At 41.0% G+C, this 17,528-nt stretch carries 18 protein-coding genes; 2 read left to right on the top strand and 16 right to left on the bottom strand.

Features of this window, described 5'->3' with window-relative positions; translation table 11 throughout:
* Nucleotide 1: 1 nt before the first annotated feature.
* From rlmN to CGICJO_RS08280, 10 genes are all read right to left on the bottom strand, one after another.
* Nucleotides 2-1,123: a dual-specificity RNA methyltransferase RlmN gene (gene rlmN / locus CGICJO_RS08325; RefSeq protein ID WP_486498536.1), complete on the bottom strand. Its 1,122-nt coding sequence runs from the start codon at nt 1,121-1,123 to the stop codon at nt 2-4.
* A 4-nt stretch (nt 1,124-1,127) separates the two neighbouring features.
* A complete protein-coding gene (gene rsmB / locus CGICJO_RS08320) occupies nt 1,128-2,477 on the bottom strand; it encodes a 16S rRNA (cytosine(967)-C(5))-methyltransferase RsmB (RefSeq protein WP_486498535.1) in 1,350 nt (449 codons plus the stop codon).
* Nucleotides 2,477-3,175, bottom strand: a complete 699-nt coding sequence (locus tag CGICJO_RS08315) for a zinc metallopeptidase (protein WP_087376289.1) — start codon at nt 3,173-3,175, stop codon at nt 2,477-2,479. The genes rsmB and CGICJO_RS08315 overlap by 1 nt, the downstream gene beginning before the upstream one ends.
* An 18-nt stretch (nt 3,176-3,193) precedes the next feature.
* The gene (gene fmt, locus CGICJO_RS08310; protein WP_486498534.1) at nt 3,194-4,120 is read right to left on the bottom strand and encodes a methionyl-tRNA formyltransferase; all 927 of its coding nucleotides are present in this window, start codon (nt 4,118-4,120) and stop codon (nt 3,194-3,196) included.
* 41 nt (nt 4,121-4,161) lie between these two features.
* Complete coding sequence (def, locus tag CGICJO_RS08305; RefSeq protein WP_087376287.1) at nt 4,162-4,629, bottom strand: peptide deformylase; 468 nt, start codon at nt 4,627-4,629, stop codon at nt 4,162-4,164.
* Nucleotides 4,630-4,687: 58 nt separating this feature from the next.
* Complete coding sequence (priA, locus tag CGICJO_RS08300; protein WP_486498533.1) at nt 4,688-7,180, bottom strand: primosomal protein N'; 2,493 nt, start codon at nt 7,178-7,180, stop codon at nt 4,688-4,690.
* Nucleotides 7,170-7,376: a DNA-directed RNA polymerase subunit omega gene (rpoZ, locus tag CGICJO_RS08295; RefSeq protein ID WP_087376285.1), complete on the bottom strand. Its 207-nt coding sequence runs from the start codon at nt 7,374-7,376 to the stop codon at nt 7,170-7,172. Before rpoZ ends, priA begins: the two co-directional genes overlap by 11 nt.
* 77 nt (nt 7,377-7,453) lie before the next feature.
* On the bottom strand, nt 7,454-8,032 hold the full coding sequence (gene gmk, locus CGICJO_RS08290; RefSeq protein ID WP_242968219.1) for a guanylate kinase: 579 nt from the start codon (nt 8,030-8,032) through the stop codon (nt 7,454-7,456).
* A complete protein-coding gene (locus tag CGICJO_RS08285; protein ID WP_087376283.1) occupies nt 8,025-8,276 on the bottom strand; it encodes a DUF370 domain-containing protein in 252 nt (83 codons plus the stop codon). The genes gmk and CGICJO_RS08285 overlap by 8 nt, the downstream gene beginning before the upstream one ends.
* 11 nt (nt 8,277-8,287) lie before the next feature.
* Complete coding sequence (locus tag CGICJO_RS08280) at nt 8,288-9,166, bottom strand: YicC/YloC family endoribonuclease (RefSeq protein ID WP_486498532.1); 879 nt, start codon at nt 9,164-9,166, stop codon at nt 8,288-8,290.
* Nucleotides 9,167-9,434: 268 nt separating this feature from the next.
* Here CGICJO_RS08280 and CGICJO_RS08275 point away from each other — a divergent pair, with 268 nt between their 5' ends.
* Entirely contained in the window at nt 9,435-10,187 is a 753-nt protein-coding gene (locus CGICJO_RS08275) for a YebC/PmpR family DNA-binding transcriptional regulator (protein WP_486498531.1), read from the top strand.
* 123 nt (nt 10,188-10,310) lie between these two features.
* Here the strand turns inward: CGICJO_RS08275 and CGICJO_RS08270 are convergent, their stop codons facing one another.
* A complete protein-coding gene (locus CGICJO_RS08270) occupies nt 10,311-11,417 on the bottom strand; it encodes a hypothetical protein (RefSeq protein WP_486498530.1) in 1,107 nt (368 codons plus the stop codon).
* 285 nt (nt 11,418-11,702) lie between these two features.
* Between CGICJO_RS08270 and CGICJO_RS08265 the strand changes: the two genes are divergently transcribed.
* Nucleotides 11,703-13,421: a phospho-sugar mutase gene (locus tag CGICJO_RS08265; RefSeq protein WP_486498529.1), complete on the top strand. Its 1,719-nt coding sequence runs from the start codon at nt 11,703-11,705 to the stop codon at nt 13,419-13,421.
* Nucleotides 13,422-13,457: 36 nt separating this feature from the next.
* On the opposite strand, the gene CGICJO_RS08260 is transcribed toward CGICJO_RS08265, so the two are convergent.
* From CGICJO_RS08260 to CGICJO_RS08240, 5 genes are all read right to left on the bottom strand, one after another.
* Nucleotides 13,458-13,766, bottom strand: a complete 309-nt coding sequence (locus CGICJO_RS08260; RefSeq protein WP_442856053.1) for a manganese catalase family protein — start codon at nt 13,764-13,766, stop codon at nt 13,458-13,460.
* A gap of 21 nt (nt 13,767-13,787) precedes the next feature.
* Nucleotides 13,788-13,952 (bottom strand): hypothetical protein, encoded by a 165-nt coding sequence (locus CGICJO_RS08255; protein WP_486498528.1) that lies wholly within the window; start codon nt 13,950-13,952, stop codon nt 13,788-13,790.
* A 167-nt stretch (nt 13,953-14,119) separates the two neighbouring features.
* Complete coding sequence (locus tag CGICJO_RS08250; RefSeq protein WP_486498527.1) at nt 14,120-15,484, bottom strand: glycoside hydrolase family 32 protein; 1,365 nt, start codon at nt 15,482-15,484, stop codon at nt 14,120-14,122.
* Between the two features lie 3 nt (nt 15,485-15,487).
* Complete coding sequence (locus CGICJO_RS08245; RefSeq protein ID WP_486498526.1) at nt 15,488-16,459, bottom strand: carbohydrate kinase family protein; 972 nt, start codon at nt 16,457-16,459, stop codon at nt 15,488-15,490.
* Complete coding sequence (locus CGICJO_RS08240) at nt 16,434-17,447, bottom strand: LacI family DNA-binding transcriptional regulator (protein WP_486498525.1); 1,014 nt, start codon at nt 17,445-17,447, stop codon at nt 16,434-16,436. The genes CGICJO_RS08245 and CGICJO_RS08240 overlap by 26 nt, the downstream gene beginning before the upstream one ends.
* Nucleotides 17,448-17,528 lie beyond the last annotated feature (81 nt).

Below are 17,528 nucleotides of genomic sequence, written 5' to 3'. Positions count from 1 at the left end.
GCTAAACGCCTCCTTTTCTTATATGTTTTCCCCTCAGCTGTCCGCAGGAAGCGTCAATATCGCTGCCGAGAGTTCTTCTAACCGTCGCAGTCACGGAGTATTTTTCTAAAATTTTTACAAATGACTCCAGTCTGTCCTTGTTGCTCTTTCTATAATCCGTTTCTGCAACGTTATTTACAGGTATAAGGTTTACATGACAAAGCATGCCTTTGAGTTTTCTGCCCAGCTCGTGGGCACATTCGTCCATGTCGTTGACCTTGCTTATCATGGCGTATTCAAAGGAGATTCTTCTTTTGGTCTTTTCTGCATAATATCTGCAAGCTTGAAGTAATTCTTCAACCGGATATTTTTTATTCACCGGCATTGTTGCACTTCTTATAGTATTGTTCGGCGCATGGAGCGACACCGACAATGTAAGACCAAAATTATATTCTGCAAGGTCGTAAATTCTCGGAACAAGTCCGCAGGTTGACAGAGATATATGTCTGACACCTATATTAAGTCCGTCGTCAGATGTTACAAGCTGAATAAACCTCACCACATTATAAAAGTTATCAAGAGGTTCTCCCATTCCCATAAGAACAATATTTGAAACTCGTATCTGACAATCCTTTTCTGCTTTTTCTATTTGACAAATCATTTCAGAGGGTGTAAGGCTTCTTGTAAAGCCGCTTCTGCCTGTGGCACAGAAGGTACACCCCATCTTACATCCCACCTGGGTGGAAATACAAAGGGAATATCCGTGATGATATTTCATAAGGACGGACTCTACATATTCACCGTCATTCAATCTAAACAGGTATTTTACTGTACCATCATATAATGAAACTTGTTTTTTTTCAATAGCTGCAACAGAAATATAGCACTTTTTATTCAGTTCGTCTATAAGGCTGCGGGGAATATTTCGCATTTCTTCAAAATTTTCCACACCTTTGTTTATCCAGCCAAAAATTTGTTTGACTCTAAACTTGGGCTGTCCCAGCTTTAAAAGCAGGTCTAAAATCTCCTGTTCATTTAAGGATTTAATGTCAATCCTGCCTTCTTTGTCAAAAGCCGGCACAAATCCTTCATGTGTCTTTTCTGATGCTTTATCTATGACCGGTAGTTCTTCCCTTTGTATCATGTCTTTATCCCTTCTGCAAAAGAGCAATATAAAATCCGTCTGTTCCGTTTGTCTGTGGGAACAAAGTTATCTCGTACTCCTCTTCCTTTATCGTTCTTTTTATATCCTTTGGAAGCTTTAAGGCTTTTCCTGAAAAATTCTTGTTTTCTTCTAAAAATCTTTTTACCACGTTTGTGTTTTCCAAAGGATTGAGGGTGCAGGTTGAATAAACCAGCTTTCCGCCCTCTTTTAAAAGCTTTGCGCTTTCTGAAAGTATCTTATATTGTATATCAGTTAAATTTTCATCGTACTGGTTATCTTTATATCTTATTTCCGGCTTTCTTCTCAAAATACCCGTACCGCTGCATGGCACGTCGCATAAAATTACATCTGCCGGTTTTTCCTCTTTATTCTGAGGATTTGCGCCGTTTCTCACAGCTGTTTTGATTATATTAAGTCCCAATCGTTTTGCGCCCTTTTCAATAAGCCTGAGCTTATGCTCGTAAAGGTCAAAGCAATAAAGCTCACCTTCGTTTTCCATAATCTCAGCCATTGAAAAAGCTTTTCCTCCCGGAGCAGAGCAGATATCATAAACCACATCACCCCTTTTGGGATTTGCCGTTAAAGCGCACAGTGTGCCTGCCCCGTCCTGCACATGGAAATATCCCTTTTTAAAGGATTTTAAATTTTCTATTGAACCTGAAAATTTAATATTGAGGCTTTGAGGAATTAAGTTTCTTTCGGCTTTTACACCCTCTTCTTCAAAGATCTTTATAAGCTCCTCTAAAGTAATTTTCAATGTGTTTACTTTTACAGTCACAGGCGGTCTGCCCTCAAGGGATTTAAGCATATCAACTGTTACGTCGTATCCGTAAGCATCAAGCCACTGACTTATAAGGCTTTCCGGACAGGAATACTTAACGCTTAAATATTTTACCCTTTCATTTTCAGGAGGCAGACTGTATTTTTTATCTGCCCTCACAAAATTTCTCAGCACTGCGTTTATAAAACCGCAGGACTTCATAAGCCCTTTCTTTTTTGCGATTTTAACGCTTTCGTTGACCGCCGCACTGTCGGGAACCTTATCCATAAAAAGCATCTGATAAATTCCCATTCTGAGAATTATCAATGTCTTTATCTCTATTTTTCTCATAGGCAGATTTGAATACTGCCTGATTATATAATCTATTGTAATCTGTTTTTCCAAAACACCGTAAACTATTGCAGAAACAAAGGCGCTGTCAAGTCCTGAAAGTCCGCTTTCTTTCAGCATTGTATTTACAGCGATATTGGAATAAGCCTTATCCTCAGACACCTTATAAAGTATATTAAACGCCAAGGTTCTGGGATTTATAGAACCATACTGCGCCATCATTATCTCCTTCTGTTATTGGCGATAACAATAAGTCTGAGAAGCTGGAGAACAGATGTGAGTGTTGAGGCAACATAAGTCATCGCAGCAGCCTGCAAAACCCTTTTTGCTCCGTTGTATTCCTCGCCGTAAAGGAGATTTGTGTTTTTGATACATGCCAAAGCTCTGGCAGATGCGTTAAACTCTACAGGAAGTGTCACTATTGTAAACAATACAGCCGCACTGTAGAAAATAATTCCCAATGTCACTACAAAGGAATACTGTACCGGCAAAATCAATCCAACAATTACCAAAATCCAGCCCAAGGATGAGCCGATATTTGCAGCTGGAAGGATTGCGCTTCTCAATTTATTCGGAAAATATCCCACCGCATGCTGAACAGCATGACCTGCCTCGTGGGCGGCAACACCTACAGAAGCGATAGATGAATTCATATATACATCCCTTGAAAGTCTTATAACATTTGTTCTCGGGTCAAAATGGTCGGAAAGCTTTCCCTCAACCATTTCAATTCTAACACCGGTTACGCCGTTGCTTCTCAAAACATATTCAGCCGCCTGCGCTCCTGTCATTCCTCTTGAGTTCATTCTCTGAGAATATTTAGCGTAGGTTGTCTGTACATTGGCACTGCATATAATTGAAATTATAAGGCATGGTACTACAAACACAAGATATGTCCAGTCAAAATATAAAAAAGGCATTTTCTATTCTCCTTTTGTTTATGAAAATCTGTCACCTACATTAAGTCTGTGACCCATGAGAAAATCTTTGCTGTTCATTCTCTTTTTGCCCTCAAGCTGAAGCTCGAGAATTTCAACAGCGCCGTCGGAACAAGCCACAACAAATGGATTAAGGGAAATTATTTCTCCGCAGTCACCTTTTTTACCGCTTACGCTGTTAAGCAGTGTTTTGTGGATTTTTACTTTTTTTCCGTTAAGCTCAGCCACAGCTACAGGCCATGGTGAAAGACCTCTCACTTTATTATGGACTTTCTCTGCACTTTGATTCCAGTCTATGCGGCACATAGATTTATCAAGCATGGAAGCGTATGAGCTTTCCTCGTCCTTTTGCTTTGTTCTTGTTACAGTTCCATCTTCAAGTTTCTTTATTGTTTCAGAAAGAAGGTCTGCGCCCATAACTTTCATTCTGTCGTAAAGCTCTCCGGAGGTTTCGTTTTCTCCTATTTCTGTTTCCGACTTCAAAAGCATGTCGCCTGTATCAAGTCCCACATCCATATACATTGTGGTAATTCCGGTTATTTTATCTCCGTTTAACACCGACCACTGTATTGGAGCAGCTCCTCTATATTTAGGAAGCAATGAACCGTGTACGTTTATACAGCCGTAAGGCGGCAAATCGAGGATTTCTTTAGGAAGAATTTTTCCGAAAGCCACAACCACAATAAGCTGAGGTTCAATCTTTTTAAGTATTTCAAGGGCTTCGCCGTCTTTCATGGATTTGGGCTGAAAAACCTCAATGCCGTGTTCCATGGCGCACACTTTTACCGGAGGAGGCGTCAATGTATATCCTCTGCCCTTTGGTTTGTCCGGCTGAGTAAATACCGCCGCCACGTCATGACCGTCGCTTACAAGTCTTTCAAGGCATGGAACGGCAAAGTCCGGAGTTCCCATAAAAACTACTTTCATAAATTATCTCCATTTCAAAACTGTTTTATAATTTCAGTAAATCAGTCGCCCAGCTCTTCCGGTCTTAACATTCTTTGAACTATATCCTTGAATATAATTCCGTCAAGGTGGTCAAGCTCGTGGCAAAATGCCTTTGCCAAAAGCTCCTTGCCCTCTTTGGTAAACTCGTTGCCGAATCTGTCCTGAGCCTTAACAGTTACAAACATCGGGCGGCTTGTAATTCCGTACTCACCAGGGCAGGAAAGACAGCCCTCTGCGGAAATCTGCTCGCCGGCTTTCATAATAATCTTTGGGTTTACAAGCTCGATAACACCATCGCCCACATCAATTACCACAACTCTTCTGATTATACCTACCTGAGGAGCTGCAAGGCCTACGCCGCCTGCTTGGTGCATGGTTTCTGCCATATCGTCAAGCAAAGTCCAGAGGTGCTGGTCGAATTTTTCAACAGGACGGCACTTTTTTCTCAGTACCTCGTCGCCCTCTTTTACTATATTTCTAATTGCCATTTTTCATCATCCAATCCAATAAAATCTTTCAAAAATCAATTTGCTTATTCTTCATACTCTATATTGACAGGGGATTCATGTCGGCAAAAATTCTCACGCCTTTTCCCCTGTTGTTGGTTCTTCCAAATTCACAGAGCATTAGGGTTATCAGACTTCTGGTTTCCCTGTTGTCCCTGCATTTTATAATTATATTGTATCTGTACTTGTTGTTTACCTTTGTCACCGAAGATGGCGACGGCCCCAAAACTCTCATGGGAATATGGCTGTAGCGAAGTCTTGCGGTTTCCGCCAAAGACTTGGAAAACTCCATAGCTTTCCGCCTTACGGCGTCATGGTTTAATCCCACAAAGCCTATATAACAGATATCCGCAAAAGGCGGATACAGCATACCTCTGCGTATCTCTATTTCACTTTGATAAAAAGCCTCATAGTTCTGCTCTGCGGCAAGGTAAATTATGGGGTTATCGGGAGTAAATGTCTGTATAACCGCTCTGCCCTTTTCCTCTCCTCTTCCGCTTCTGCCAACCACCTGGGTCAGCAGGGAAAAGGTCTTTTCATAGCTTCTGAAATCGTCGGAATAAAGCATGGTGTCCGCATTTATTACTCCCACCAATGTGACTTTTGGAAAATCAAGACCTTTAGCCACCATCTGAGTACCCACCAGTATGTCATAGTCCCCTGCGGCAAAAGCTGAAAGCTTTCTTTCGTGGGAATACTTTCCCATGGTGGAATCTGTATCAAGTCTTAAAATTCTCGCCGACGGAAAAAGCTCCGCCAGCTCCTGTTCAACACGCTGAGTTCCAGCTCCGGAAAACCTCAAACCCTCCTGATGACAGGACGGGCATGTGTTGGTATAGGGTATAGAGTACCCGCAGTAATGACACATAAGCCTGTTGTTGGCACTGTGAAAGGTCAATGATATTGAACAGTTGGGACAGGTTACAACCTCTTTGCACCTTGTACACGCCACAAAGGTGTTGTGACCTCTTCTGTTTAAAAGCAGTATGGACTGTTTTCCGTTTTCAAGATTCTTTTCTATCTCCAGCGCAAGTCCGGAAGAAAAGTTTCCGAAATTCCCCTCTGCTGTCTGAAGGTTCATATCTTCAATCATAACATCCGGCAAAACCGAGGTTCCGTATCTCTCTTTCAGCACCTCCAATGAGTAAGTGCCGTTTAGTGCATGATAATAGCTTTCAACCGACGGCGTTGCCGAACCCAGCAGAAGCAGGCTGTTGTTCTTTGTACATCTAAATTTTGCAACCTGACAGGCGTTGTATCTTGGGGTACTTTCGGATTTATATGTGTGCTCATGTTCCTCATCCATAATGATAAGGCCTATATTTCTAAGTGGCGCAAAAACCGCAGACCTTGTGCCTACAACTATTTTTGCATCGCCTCTCAGCACTCTTTTATACTCGTCAAGCCTTTCCCCTAATGACAATCGGCTGTGGAAAACAGCCACGTCGCTGCCGAAAAGCTTTTCAAACTTTTCGGTAAACTGAGGCGTCAATGAAATTTCCGGAACCATAAAGATTACGGTTTTTCCGTCTTTCAGGACGCTGTCTATAAGTTTAATATATACCGAAGTTTTTCCAGAACCGGTAACTCCGAAAAGCAGTGTTACCGACGGTTTATCCTCTTTAAATCTTCCGTATATATTTTCAAAAACTCTGTTTTGTTCCTCTGACAGGGTCATTTTCTTTTCCGGCAGTCCGGCGTTTACAGACACTTTTTTAGGTGTTCTGAAAACCTCTTCCTCGTAATAATAGGCTATGCCCTTTTTCACAAGGGCGTCGGCTACCGCAGTTGTAACCCCTGTATAATAGCAAATTTCCTTTACCGATGCGCCCTTGCACATTGATAATATTTCAAACACCGCTTCCTGTTTTTCGGTAAGGGAGTCCTCATAATCAAAGGCGTCATCGGTAAGCGCCATACACTTTACGGTGGCGTCGGCGGTTTTCCTTTTAGCTTTTTCTGTTTCAAGAACAAATCCCTCACGGCAAAGCTTTTCAAAAACCTCTTCGGCGTCCTTTCCGAAAGTATCGGCAGTTTTTTCCTTTTCAAGTCCCTTGCTTTTAAAAATTGCAAGGAGTATATTTTTTTCTTCCTGTGAAAAATCCTCAAGGCTTTCCGATTTTACAAGCTTTTCGCCTTTTTCCGAAAGCTTATAGTACAGCTTCATTTTGAACATAAGGCCTGCCGGAAGCATTGCCTTTACCCCTTCAAAAATTGTACAGAAGCATCTGTCCTTTATAAAAAGGGCAAGTTCCAGCATTTCATCAGTTAAAACCGCTGTCTTATCTAAAACCCGTCTTATTTCCTTTAAGTTTTCCACATCGGAAGCTTTAGCTTTATCCACCGAAAAAACCACCGCCTGGCGCAGACCGTTTCCTTTTCCAAAGGGAACATAGACACGTCTGCCCTTTTCTATGGACTTTTCAAGCTTTTTCGGCACTCTGTAATCAAAAAGTTTATCAAAGTGGTAAACTGTCTTTTCAACGGCAACAGCCGCTACAAGACAGTAATCCTCTTCTCTATTATTCCTCATCTGTGTCAGGCTCTAAAATATTGTATCTGTGCTGTTTGAAGTCCTCAATAGCCAAAAGCACAGGCTTATCTTTTGTTACAATCTCATTTTCATTAAAATATGTTGCAATCTCACGTGCTCTCTTTGCAACACCTATTACCAATGCGTATCTGCTCTTCTTTCCGCTGAACATATCATCTACTGAAACCTTATGCATACTTATTCTCCTTTTTATTCTTTAAATTATAGTATAGTCTTATTCTGTGTTGTGGCTGTGAAATTCATGTTAAAATATCACTTTGCACGTTCATTTTTTACAATATTGAGTATTTCCTCAACTGCTCTGTCTATGTCGTCGTTTACAACATTGTATTTATACTCGTTTGATCTTGAAATCTCTCTTAAAGCGGTATTGAGTCTATCCTGAATTACTTCTTCTTTCTCTGTGCCTCTTCCTCTGAGTCTTTGCTCCAAAACCTCTATTGACGGAGGAAGCAGGAAAATGCTCAGACAATCCGGATAAAGCTCTCTTACCTGCTCAAATCCCTGAACCTCAATCTCAAGAAAAACATTCTTGCCGTTTTTGAGATTTTCTTCAACAGGAGCTTTTGGACTTCCGTAATAGTTTTTGCAGTAGCATGCAGACTCCAAAAAAGCGTCCTCTGCCATCATGCTTTTAAACTCCTCAACAGAAATATAGTTGTAGTCAACTCCGGCAACTTCACCGGCTCTCGGAGCTCTGGTGGTCATAGAAACCGAAAGCCAGTTGTTTGGGTCTGCTGCAAGAATTTTTTTCATTACAGTTCCCTTGCCGACTCCTGACGCTCCGGTAAATACAATCAAAACTCCCTTGTTTACAGTATTGTTAGTCAATCTGCTCAGCTCCTTCTTCATTTCTGTTTCCAATAGTTTCAGGGGAAATGGCTGACAGTATGATGTGGTCGCTGTCGGTTATAATAACAGCTTTGCATCTTCTGCCGTAGGTAGCGTCTATCAGTGTTCCCTTGGCTTTTGCGTCCTGTACAATTCTTTTTATAGGCGCAGAGTCAGGAGAAACCACCGCAACAATCCTTGCGGATGACACTGTATTGCCAAATCCTATATTTATAAGTTTCATTATTTTCCCTCTTATTCAAGATTCTGTATCTGCTCTCTTATCTTCTCTATTTCAACCTTTATATCTACAACTCTGTGGGCAAGCTCTGCATCGGACACCTTAGAGCCTATTGTGTTTGCCTCTCTGTTCATTTCCTGAATTATAAAGTCAAGTCGTCTGCCCACTGCGCCGTCTGTGTCCAAAGCATTTTTAAGCTCTTCAAAATGGCTTCTAAGTCTTACTGTTTCCTCTGCCACGGCAACCTTATCGGAGAATATTGCAACCTCTGTCAAAAGTCTTTGCTCGTCTACTGTAGCTCCCTGGAGGAAATCCTTTATCTTTTCTTTAAGTCTTGCTTCGTACTCTTTTACGGTTTGAGGAGAGCGCTCTTCTATTTTTGATACAATTTCCAGAATACGCTCAGCTCTGCCCAAAACGTCAGCTTTAAGTCTTTCACCCTCTGACTTTTTCATCTCTATGTATCTGCTGAGAGCCTCATCCAAAGCCGGCTTTACTGCCGCCCAAACTTCATCCTCGTCCTCAGGTGTTTTATGAACCGTCAAAATATCCGGATATCTTGAAAGCATGGAAGCGGTTATATCATATGTCAAATCATATGTCTGTGCAAGCTCTTTAAGAGCGCTTACATATCCTGCCGCCAAATTGTGGTTAACGGTAACATTTGCCTGAGTATCCTCAGGTACGGAAACCGAAACAAAAACATCCAGCTTTCCTCTGCTTACCTTGCTGTTTATCTCTGATTTAAGTCTTTCCTCAAGGAATGAATATCCTCTTGAGGTTCTGCAAAAAAATTCAAAAAACTTATGGTTGACACTTTTAATTTCAACCACGATGTCACGTCCGTTTATGGTGGCTTCACATCTTCCGAAGCCGGTCATTGACCTTGCCATAATAATTTTTCCTTTCTCTTATATATGATAATTTCTGTGGTAAGCTGATATTCCCTTCGTTTTCAGCTTTTCCACAGACAATTATATCACCCCTATATTATTTTGACAATAGAAAAGTTACAAAATTGTAACCTTTATTTGTAAATCTTCTTTATATTTGCCTGTTTAACACAAACCGACATCAAAAAACATTTGCATTAACCTTGATTTCATGGTATAATAGATTGCAATTTTTAATACAATTTTATTTACAAGGGAATGGTAATAAATGTCCGGACATAATAAATGGAGTACTATTAAGCAGAAAAAGGGTAAAAACGACGCTGCAAGAGCAAAGATTTTTACAAAGATAGGCAGAGAGCTTATCGTTGCAGTTCGTGACGGCGGAAGCGCAGACCCAGCCGCTAACTCAAAGCTTCGTGACTGCATCGCAAAAGCAAAGGCAAACAACGTGCCTAACGAAAACATCGAAAGAATTATTAAGAAAGCCGCAGGCGAATCAGGCGGCGCAAACTACGAGGCTGTAACATACGAAGGCTACGGCCCAAGCGGTATCGCTGTTATTGTTGAGGCTCTCACAGACAACAGAAACAGAACTGCCGGCGATGTAAGACACTATTTCGATAAGTTCGGCGGCAACATGGGTACACCTGGATGCGTTAGCTTTATGTTTGAACAGAAGGGTGTTTTGGTTCTCGACAAAGAGGACAACGAGGTTGAAGAGGATAAACTTATGGAGGACGCTTTGGAAGCAGGCGCTGCTGATTTTGAAGCAGACGAGGATATCTATACAGTTTACACAGAGCCTTCTGACATGGGCGCAGTTCGTGACGACCTGACAGCTAAGGGCTATACCTTTGCATCAGCAGAAGTTGAGATGGTTCCATCCACCTACACAAAGATTGACGACCCTGATGTACAGGTTAAAATGCAGAAGCTCCTCGACATGCTTGAGGACAACGACGACGTTCAGAACGTTTGGCACAACTGGGAAATGCCTGAAACCCCAGATGAGGACTAATTTAATACAACCATTAAAATCTAAAAAGAGCGGTTTTCACCGCTCTTTTGTTTTATTATGTAGAAAACACGCCGTAAGAAATCGGCGTGTTTTTTCATTTTTTATTTAATTATGATCTTTTCTTTATGCAGCAACTGTTTCTTCTACTGTTGTTTCGGCTGTTGTGTCTGCCTCGGTTGTCTGCTCTTCTGTCTGGATTGCTTTTCCGTTTTCATCTGCAATTTTCTGGAAGTTCATTACTCCTATTGTCAGATTGTTTCCGTCAACTGTGTATTCCATATCCATTGAATATACTTCTCCGGCGAGATACTCAATGTGGATTGTTCCGTCTACTATATTATAGATACAGTCAGCTTCAACAACTCCGGCTTCGCTTATGAGCATTGTGCCGTCAGCTCTGAATGTGTATTCTATATCGTAGGTATAATCCTTCCATTTACCCAAAAGGTTGTCATCTCTTACATAGTCCTCCGGAACTGTGAGAGTATAGTCAGGAAGCTCTACATTCTTAAAGGTGTACTCTGTTGTGTCGCCTTCCATTACGAGAGTCATTATATCTCCCTGCAATTCATATACAAAATTTGATTGCAGTGCATATGGGATATCAACTGTTAAAATCTTCTGACCGTCTTCATCGAAAGATGTGCTGTAAACACCCATATATCTCATTGTTCCCAATGTCATATAAGCCACATTATCGTCGCCCAAAACAAGATAGGAATTTGCAGTTGAGGTCTCGTCAACACTTGTGCTCACCCATGCGCCCTTAATTGACGGCTGGAACGATGCATAAATGCCATAGATAACTATTGATGCAACTACAAGCACCAAAACAACTATTGTTGAAGGATAAAGAATACCTTTTTTCTTGGTCTTTACAGGTGTGCTTTCCTGAGCTTCAACATTTACATACTGTCCCTGATATCTGCTAAGGTCAGTATCAACCTGGTTTTCTGTTCCTTCTTCAGTATTTACGGAAGAACCTTCGCCGGTTTCAAAACTATATTCATTAAAAGGTTCTTCTGAATCTGTTTCTTCAGAGCTGTCGTTTTCCGTATTCAGTTCATCTGTAACATCATCAGAAAAATCATCTTGTGTTTCTGAAACAAACTGAGTTTCTTCCTCATTGTTTTCAACACTTGTTTCACTAACAGTTTCGTTCATATCCGTGTCTTTTGAAACTTCCTGTTCTTCATTTTCAAAAGCAGACTTATTTTGCTCTTCGCCCATTGGTTAAACCTCCAGAAAAATCTATTTTGTATGTTTTATATATTACTATATCATTGGCAACAAATCAACAGAAAGAATGTGAACGGTTGTTGAATATTTCCTGTTAAAAGTCTTTATGTAGAATAATTCTCGGAAAAAACGCATTTTTTTGGTAATAATATAAAATTATCTCTTGTAAATCCTATACATTTATGATATAATTTAGTGTGTCAAAGTAAGTTTATACTATCTTTGAGAATACACAATTTTCGTCTTTTAAATCACTAACCATGGAGGGATTTTAAAATGGATTTTATGGAAAGCTATAACCAATGGTGTCAGTATGCAACAGACGACAAAGATCTGATTGCAGAGCTCGAAAGCATTAAAGATAATAAAGATGAGATTTACGAGCGTTTTTACCGCTCCCTTGAGTTCGGTACAGCAGGTCTCAGAGGTGTTATCGGCGCAGGTACTAACAGAATGAATATCTATGTTGTAAGACATGCAACACAGGGTCTTGCAAATTATGTTAACTCAAAATTCGGCGGCGGTGCAGTTGCTATTTCTCACGACAGCCGTATTAAGGCAGACCTGTTTATGATTGAGGCTGCAAAGGTTTTGGCAGCTAACGGAATCAAGGCATATATCACCAGCGAGCTTCAGCCAACACCTGTACTCAGCTTCCTCGTAAGAGATCTCAAGTGCCAGGCAGGTATCATGGTTACTGCAAGCCACAACCCGGCAAAGTACAACGGCTACAAGGCTTACGGCGAGGACGGCTGCCAGATGACAGACGTTGCCGCAGGTATTGTTTATGATGAGATTTGCAAGCTGGATATATTTAAAGATGTAAAGACAATGGACTTCGACGAAGCAATCAGCAAGGGACTTATCGAGTATGTTGCTGACGAAGTTTATGACAGATATATTGGCAATGTTAAGAAACAGCAGATAAACGAAGGCATCTGCAAGGGTGCTGACCTTAAGGTTGTTTACACTCCTCTCAACGGAACAGGCAACAAGCTTGTACGCAGAGTTTTGGGTGAAATCGGCGTTGAGGATATTAAGATTGTTAAAGAGCAGGAAATGCCGGACGGCAACTTTACAACCTGTCCTTATCCAAACCCGGAAATTAAAGAGGCTCTCCAGAAAGGTCTTGAGCTTTGCGAAGTTGAAAAGCCTGACCTTCTCCTGGCAACTGACCCTGACGCAGACCGTGTAGGTATCGCAGTTATCGACAGCGACGGAAGCTATCGTCTGCTTACAGGTAATGAAACAGGAATTATGCTTACAGATTACATACTTTCCAACAGAAAGCGTCTCGGCACACTTCCTGAGAAGCCAATCATTGTAAAGACAATCGTTACAAGCATAATGATTGACAGACTTTGCGAAAAGTACGGCTGTGAGCTTAAAAACGTTCTCACAGGCTTTAAATACATCGGCGAGGTTATCCTGAACCTTGAACCTGCAAACGAAACAGACAGATTTGTATTCGGTTTTGAAGAGAGCTACGGCTACCTTGCAGGAAGCTATGTAAGAGATAAGGACGCAGTTGTTGCTTCTATGCTTATCTGCGAAATGGCAGCATATTACAAGAAGCAGGGCAAGACTCTTGCTCAGGTTATCGACGCTATGTATGAGGAATATGGTTACTACAAGAACACAACTCTCAGCTTTAGCTTTGACGGCGCTGCAGGTATGCAGAAAATGGCTGACATTATGGCTTCTCTCAGAGCTAACAGCCCGGCAGAAGTAAGCGGCATGAAGGTTGTTAAATTCTCCGACTTCAAAGAGAGCGTTGAAAAAGACCTTGTTGCAGGAACAGAAAAGGTTATCGAGCTTCCTAAGTCAAATGTTTTGGCATATTATCTTGAGGGCAACAACGCAGCTATTGTTCGTCCAAGCGGTACAGAGCCAAAGATTAAGATTTATATAACAGCAGTTGGCAAAGACAAGGCTGACGCACAGAGAATCACCGATTTGATTACAGACGACATGAAAAAAATCATGGGTCTTTAATCTGACCTTAAACAAAAGTCATATTGATGTTTACCATCAAACAAATATAAAACCGTAACATAAAGCCAAAAAATCCCGTGTACTCAGATTTAGAGTATGCGGGATTTTTGTATGTATTTTTAAAGTACTGTCATCTGCTGCCATGTTTTCGTGCAAATCGGTTATTGGATCGCCTTTCACAGCAAAGGTTCCCGCTGAAAAAGGCACACCTGATGCGGACTGGGGATAAATTCCCAAAGTGTGGTCTACGAAGTAATCTTCAAAACCTGCTTCCTTTATTTCCTTTTCTGTCAGGTTCTTTGTAAGCTGATAAACTATCGCTCCTATCATTTCCAAATGTCCCAACTCATCAGCACCAAAAGGCTGTCACTGTTCATGGTTTTTATCTTCCGGGTTTTTCAATGTGTTTTTGTAAAGCAAAGCTATTGTATTCAAAATTTTTTCAATTTCATCTTTGCCGGCGTTTTCCTTTGGATCTGCAATTTTAACTTTTGTCTCTCCCAGAAAAAATTCTGTAATATCCTTATCCAAAACAATCACCTCGGTAAAGAATACGCCGGCTAATTAAAAAAAGACCTTAAAAGACAATGTTCTTAAAACACAAAAATAAACGCTCTGAGGTCATCCCTACCTCAGAACGTTTATTTTTTAGCAATATATATTTGTTGAAAGGAGTAAACAGTACAAAAACTGTGGCGTTAGCTTATTTTTGTTATCTCAAAGGGACGCAGAATATAATAGGCGAGATCGCATCCCTGTGAAGATGAATTGAGGACAACTGTAAAGTCCTCGGAATTGTCTTTTTCTTCGTAAACTCTTGAGGAGAACACCTCTCCGTTTACAAATATCTCTATTGAGGAAGTGTCGCTGAAAATTCTTACGCTGTCGGTTTTATCTACTTTACAGCTTCTTTCAGTTCTGCCTTTTCCACTGTCACCTATTTTTAAGGTAAACACGCCGTCCTTGAGAGATATATTTATATCTTTTCTTATTGAAATATCAAAACTGTCTGTCTTATCTTTAAAATTTATCAATGCTTCACACTGAACCTTAGGGAGAACATTTATCTTTTCCTGCTCAAGTGAAAGGGATATTTCATCGGTTCTAAGCTTTTCAAGCTCGGCTATAGGTTCCTGCCAGATTTTGTTATCTTTAAATTCCAGTGTTCTTGGAATTGTAAGGCAGTGAATCCAGTTTTCGGTTTCCTCTGTTGGATTCTTATAAGGAACATCCGGAAGTCCGAACCAACCTATAATTATTCTTCTTCCGTCCGGTGCAAGGAATGTTTGAGGTGCATAGAAGTCAAAACCTCTGTCGAACTCTACAAACTCTGAAAGCTCGTCGCCCTCAACTATCATATATCCGCTCTGATAAATGTTTTGGCACTCTATTCCCTTTGGCTCCACGCCCTGGGGACAGCAGCAGAGGAATGTTTTTCCCTCAAGCTCAAAGAAGTCCGGACATTCCCACATGTATCCGAGACTTGGTTTTGTATAAACCTTATCAAGAGTCCAGTGTTTTTTATCTGAAGATTTGTAAACGAGAGCTTCTCCCCTGTCATCTCTGGTTCTTGCGCCCAGTATCATTTTATAGAGGTTTTCTCCCTCTTTCCAAACCTTTGGGTCACGGACATGGCAGGAACAATCTTCAGGATAATCGTCGTTTGTCATAAGGAGTTCTTTTTCTGAGAAATTAACTCCGTCTTTTGAACTCATATATATGAGGTTTTGTTCTCTGCCGCTGAGTGTATAGTCGTGGTTGCCCGGCTGCTTCACGTTTCCTGTGTAGAACAGCTCCATTTCACCGTCGTCAATAAGGGCAGAACCTGAATATGAACCGTTTTTATCCCAGACAGAATCGGGATAAATAACCATTCCGTAATTATTGTAATTTACAAAATCCTTTGTTGTATAATGTCCCCATCCCCTTTGAGCCGAAAGTCCCTGTGGGGCGTACTGGTGGAAAATATGATATTCGCCGTTGTAATAGCAAAGTCCGTTGGGGTCATTCAAAAAGCCTGTTTCAGGCATAAGATGATATTGTTGTCTGTAAGTATTTTTCATATATTAAAACCTTTTTGCAAATTCTTTGATTTCACTCATTGTAGCCATTGAGCATGCGCCGCCTTTTCTTGTTGTTGTGCTTGCAGCATAGAGTGATGAAAATTTTACAAATTCTTTCAATGTATTTTCGTCGATGTTTTCAAGCTCTTCAAGGCTCATTCCCTTTTCTGTTATGCTGTAAAGCATTGAGCCCATGAATGAATCTCCTGCACCTGTTGTGTCAACAACTTCTACAGGGAAGCAAGGCATTGAAACGTGAACATTCTTTGTGAAAGCTTCTGCTCCGTCCTTACCCTTTGTATACATAAAGAACTTACATCCGTTTTCAAAGAGCAGTTTTGCAGCCTCTGCCGGGTCATCCTTGCCTGTGATAAACTCAAGCTCGTTATCTGAAATTTTTACTATATCAGCATAAGGCAGAAACTCTCTTACAGCCGCCTGACAAGCTTCCGGGCTATCCCAAAGTGGAAGTCTGATGTTAGGGTCAAAGCTTACTGTGATTCCTTTTGCCTTCGCAATTTCTATTGCTCTCTTGTGAGCCTTCTTAACGGGATAATCCACAAGATCTACAGAACCGAAATGGAACACACTGCAATTATCAAACATATCCTCTGTTATATCATCAGGGCTTAAAAACAGGTCTGCGCTTGGATTTCTGTAAAAGCTGAAATCTCTGTTGCCCTCTTTATCAAGGGATACAAATGCCAAAGCTGTTTTTGCCTCGTTTGTTCTGAAGACATATTTTGTGTCAACACCTGCGCTGTTGAGGTTTTCAACAATGTGGTCGCCGAAAGCGTCATATCCCAGCTTTGAAATCATAATGGAATGACCGCCCAACTTTGAAATAGCCGCCGCAACATTGCCGGGTGCACCGCCTGCGGCACGCTGGAAATTATCTACATCTTTAAGGGCTCTGCCCTTTTCACACGGAATAAAGTCAATTAAAAGTTCACCCATTACAAGAATATTGTTCATTAGTGCTGCTCCTCTCAATTATGTCATATTTCATAAGGTGGATTCCCTCCGCCTTTTCATTTCCTTCTATAGCGTCAATCAGCAAATTGGTTGCCGTTGTGCCAAGCTCTGTATAATGATACTCTATTGTGGACAAGGCGGGCTCAATAAATTCTGAAAGCTTATTGTTGCCCACTCCTGCCACGGCACATTCTACGGGTATATCTACTTTCTGTTTCATGAGAAATCTCATTGCGCCGATAGCTATTTTATCTGTTACAGCGAAAACTCCGTCGGGCTTTACCTCGTTTTCATTCCAGATTTTTCCCATCATTTCCATTCCGGAAGCCACTGAGAATTTTCCGTAAGCCGCAAGCTTTGGGTCAAACTCTATACCATTTTCAGAAAGGGCGTCACGATATCCAAGCTCTCTCTGAACTCTGATAGAGTCATCCTCTTCTATATCCACATTCAAAATGGCAATTCTTTTTTTGCCTCTTTCAATCATTTTTGTGACTAAAGCTTTAACTGCGTTTCTGTTGTCATGAGTGTAACAGCAAAGCCCGTCCATTTTCTGACCGGTTACAATCACCGGTATTTTTAAACTGTCTATAACCTGTTTATGCTCCTGAGAAAGTCCCACCGACATCAGAAGTATTCCTTCAACCTGCTGATGATAAAGACTTTTCAGGCTTTCAATTTCTCTGCCCCAGTCAAGCTGGGTGTTTTCCATAAGGATTTTATATCCTCTCTCATTACAGCATCTGTAAGCGGCTTCGACAAGTTTCGCCATTGTTTCAGAAGCTATCTGAGGAATAATTATTCCTATGGTTTTGGTGCTTCTGTCCTTAAGGGATTTTGCAATCTGATTGGGTCTGTAACCGGTTTCGTCTATTACGCTTTGAACCTTTAAACGTATTTCCTCGCTTACATAACCTGAATTATTCAGCACTCTTGACACCGTAGATGGTGACACTCCGGCAAGACGTGCAATATCCTTTATCTGCATATATTATCAACTCACTTCTGTACATTATATAGTGGACTTTTGTTTAAACGCTATCAAGCCCTGTTATTGCAAAAAGCAAAA

The organism is Candidatus Limousia pullorum (assembly GCF_057405065.1).
This window is presented reverse-complemented; position numbering and strand designations above follow the sequence as displayed.

Bases quoted from the DNA above. Each gene is read 5' to 3' on its own strand.
- rlmN (WP_486498536.1), bottom strand. From the start codon at position 1,123: ATGATACAAAGGGAAGAACTACCGGTCATAGATAAAGCATCAGAAAAG.
- rsmB (WP_486498535.1), bottom strand. From the start codon at position 2,477: ATGATGGCGCAGTATGGTTCTATAAATCCCAGAACCTTGGCGTTTAAT.
- CGICJO_RS08315 (WP_087376289.1), bottom strand. From the start codon at position 3,175: ATGCCTTTTTTATATTTTGACTGGACATATCTTGTGTTTGTAGTACCA.
- fmt (WP_486498534.1), bottom strand. From the start codon at position 4,120: ATGAAAGTAGTTTTTATGGGAACTCCGGACTTTGCCGTTCCATGCCTT.
- def (WP_087376287.1), bottom strand. From the start codon at position 4,629: ATGGCAATTAGAAATATAGTAAAAGAGGGCGACGAGGTACTGAGAAAA.
- priA (WP_486498533.1), bottom strand. From the start codon at position 7,180: ATGAGGAATAATAGAGAAGAGGATTACTGTCTTGTAGCGGCTGTTGCC.
- rpoZ (WP_087376285.1), bottom strand. From the start codon at position 7,376: ATGCATAAGGTTTCAGTAGATGATATGTTCAGCGGAAAGAAGAGCAGA.
- CGICJO_RS08285 (WP_087376283.1), bottom strand. From the start codon at position 8,276: ATGAAACTTATAAATATAGGATTTGGCAATACAGTGTCATCCGCAAGG.
- CGICJO_RS08280 (WP_486498532.1), bottom strand. From the start codon at position 9,166: ATGGCAAGGTCAATGACCGGCTTCGGAAGATGTGAAGCCACCATAAAC.
- CGICJO_RS08275 (WP_486498531.1), top strand. From the start codon at position 9,435: ATGTCCGGACATAATAAATGGAGTACTATTAAGCAGAAAAAGGGTAAA.
- CGICJO_RS08270 (WP_486498530.1), bottom strand. From the start codon at position 11,417: ATGGGCGAAGAGCAAAATAAGTCTGCTTTTGAAAATGAAGAACAGGAA.
- CGICJO_RS08265 (WP_486498529.1), top strand. From the start codon at position 11,703: ATGGATTTTATGGAAAGCTATAACCAATGGTGTCAGTATGCAACAGAC.
- CGICJO_RS08250 (WP_486498527.1), bottom strand. From the start codon at position 15,484: ATGAAAAATACTTACAGACAACAATATCATCTTATGCCTGAAACAGGC.
- CGICJO_RS08245 (WP_486498526.1), bottom strand. From the start codon at position 16,459: ATGAACAATATTCTTGTAATGGGTGAACTTTTAATTGACTTTATTCCG.
- CGICJO_RS08240 (WP_486498525.1), bottom strand. From the start codon at position 17,447: ATGCAGATAAAGGATATTGCACGTCTTGCCGGAGTGTCACCATCTACG.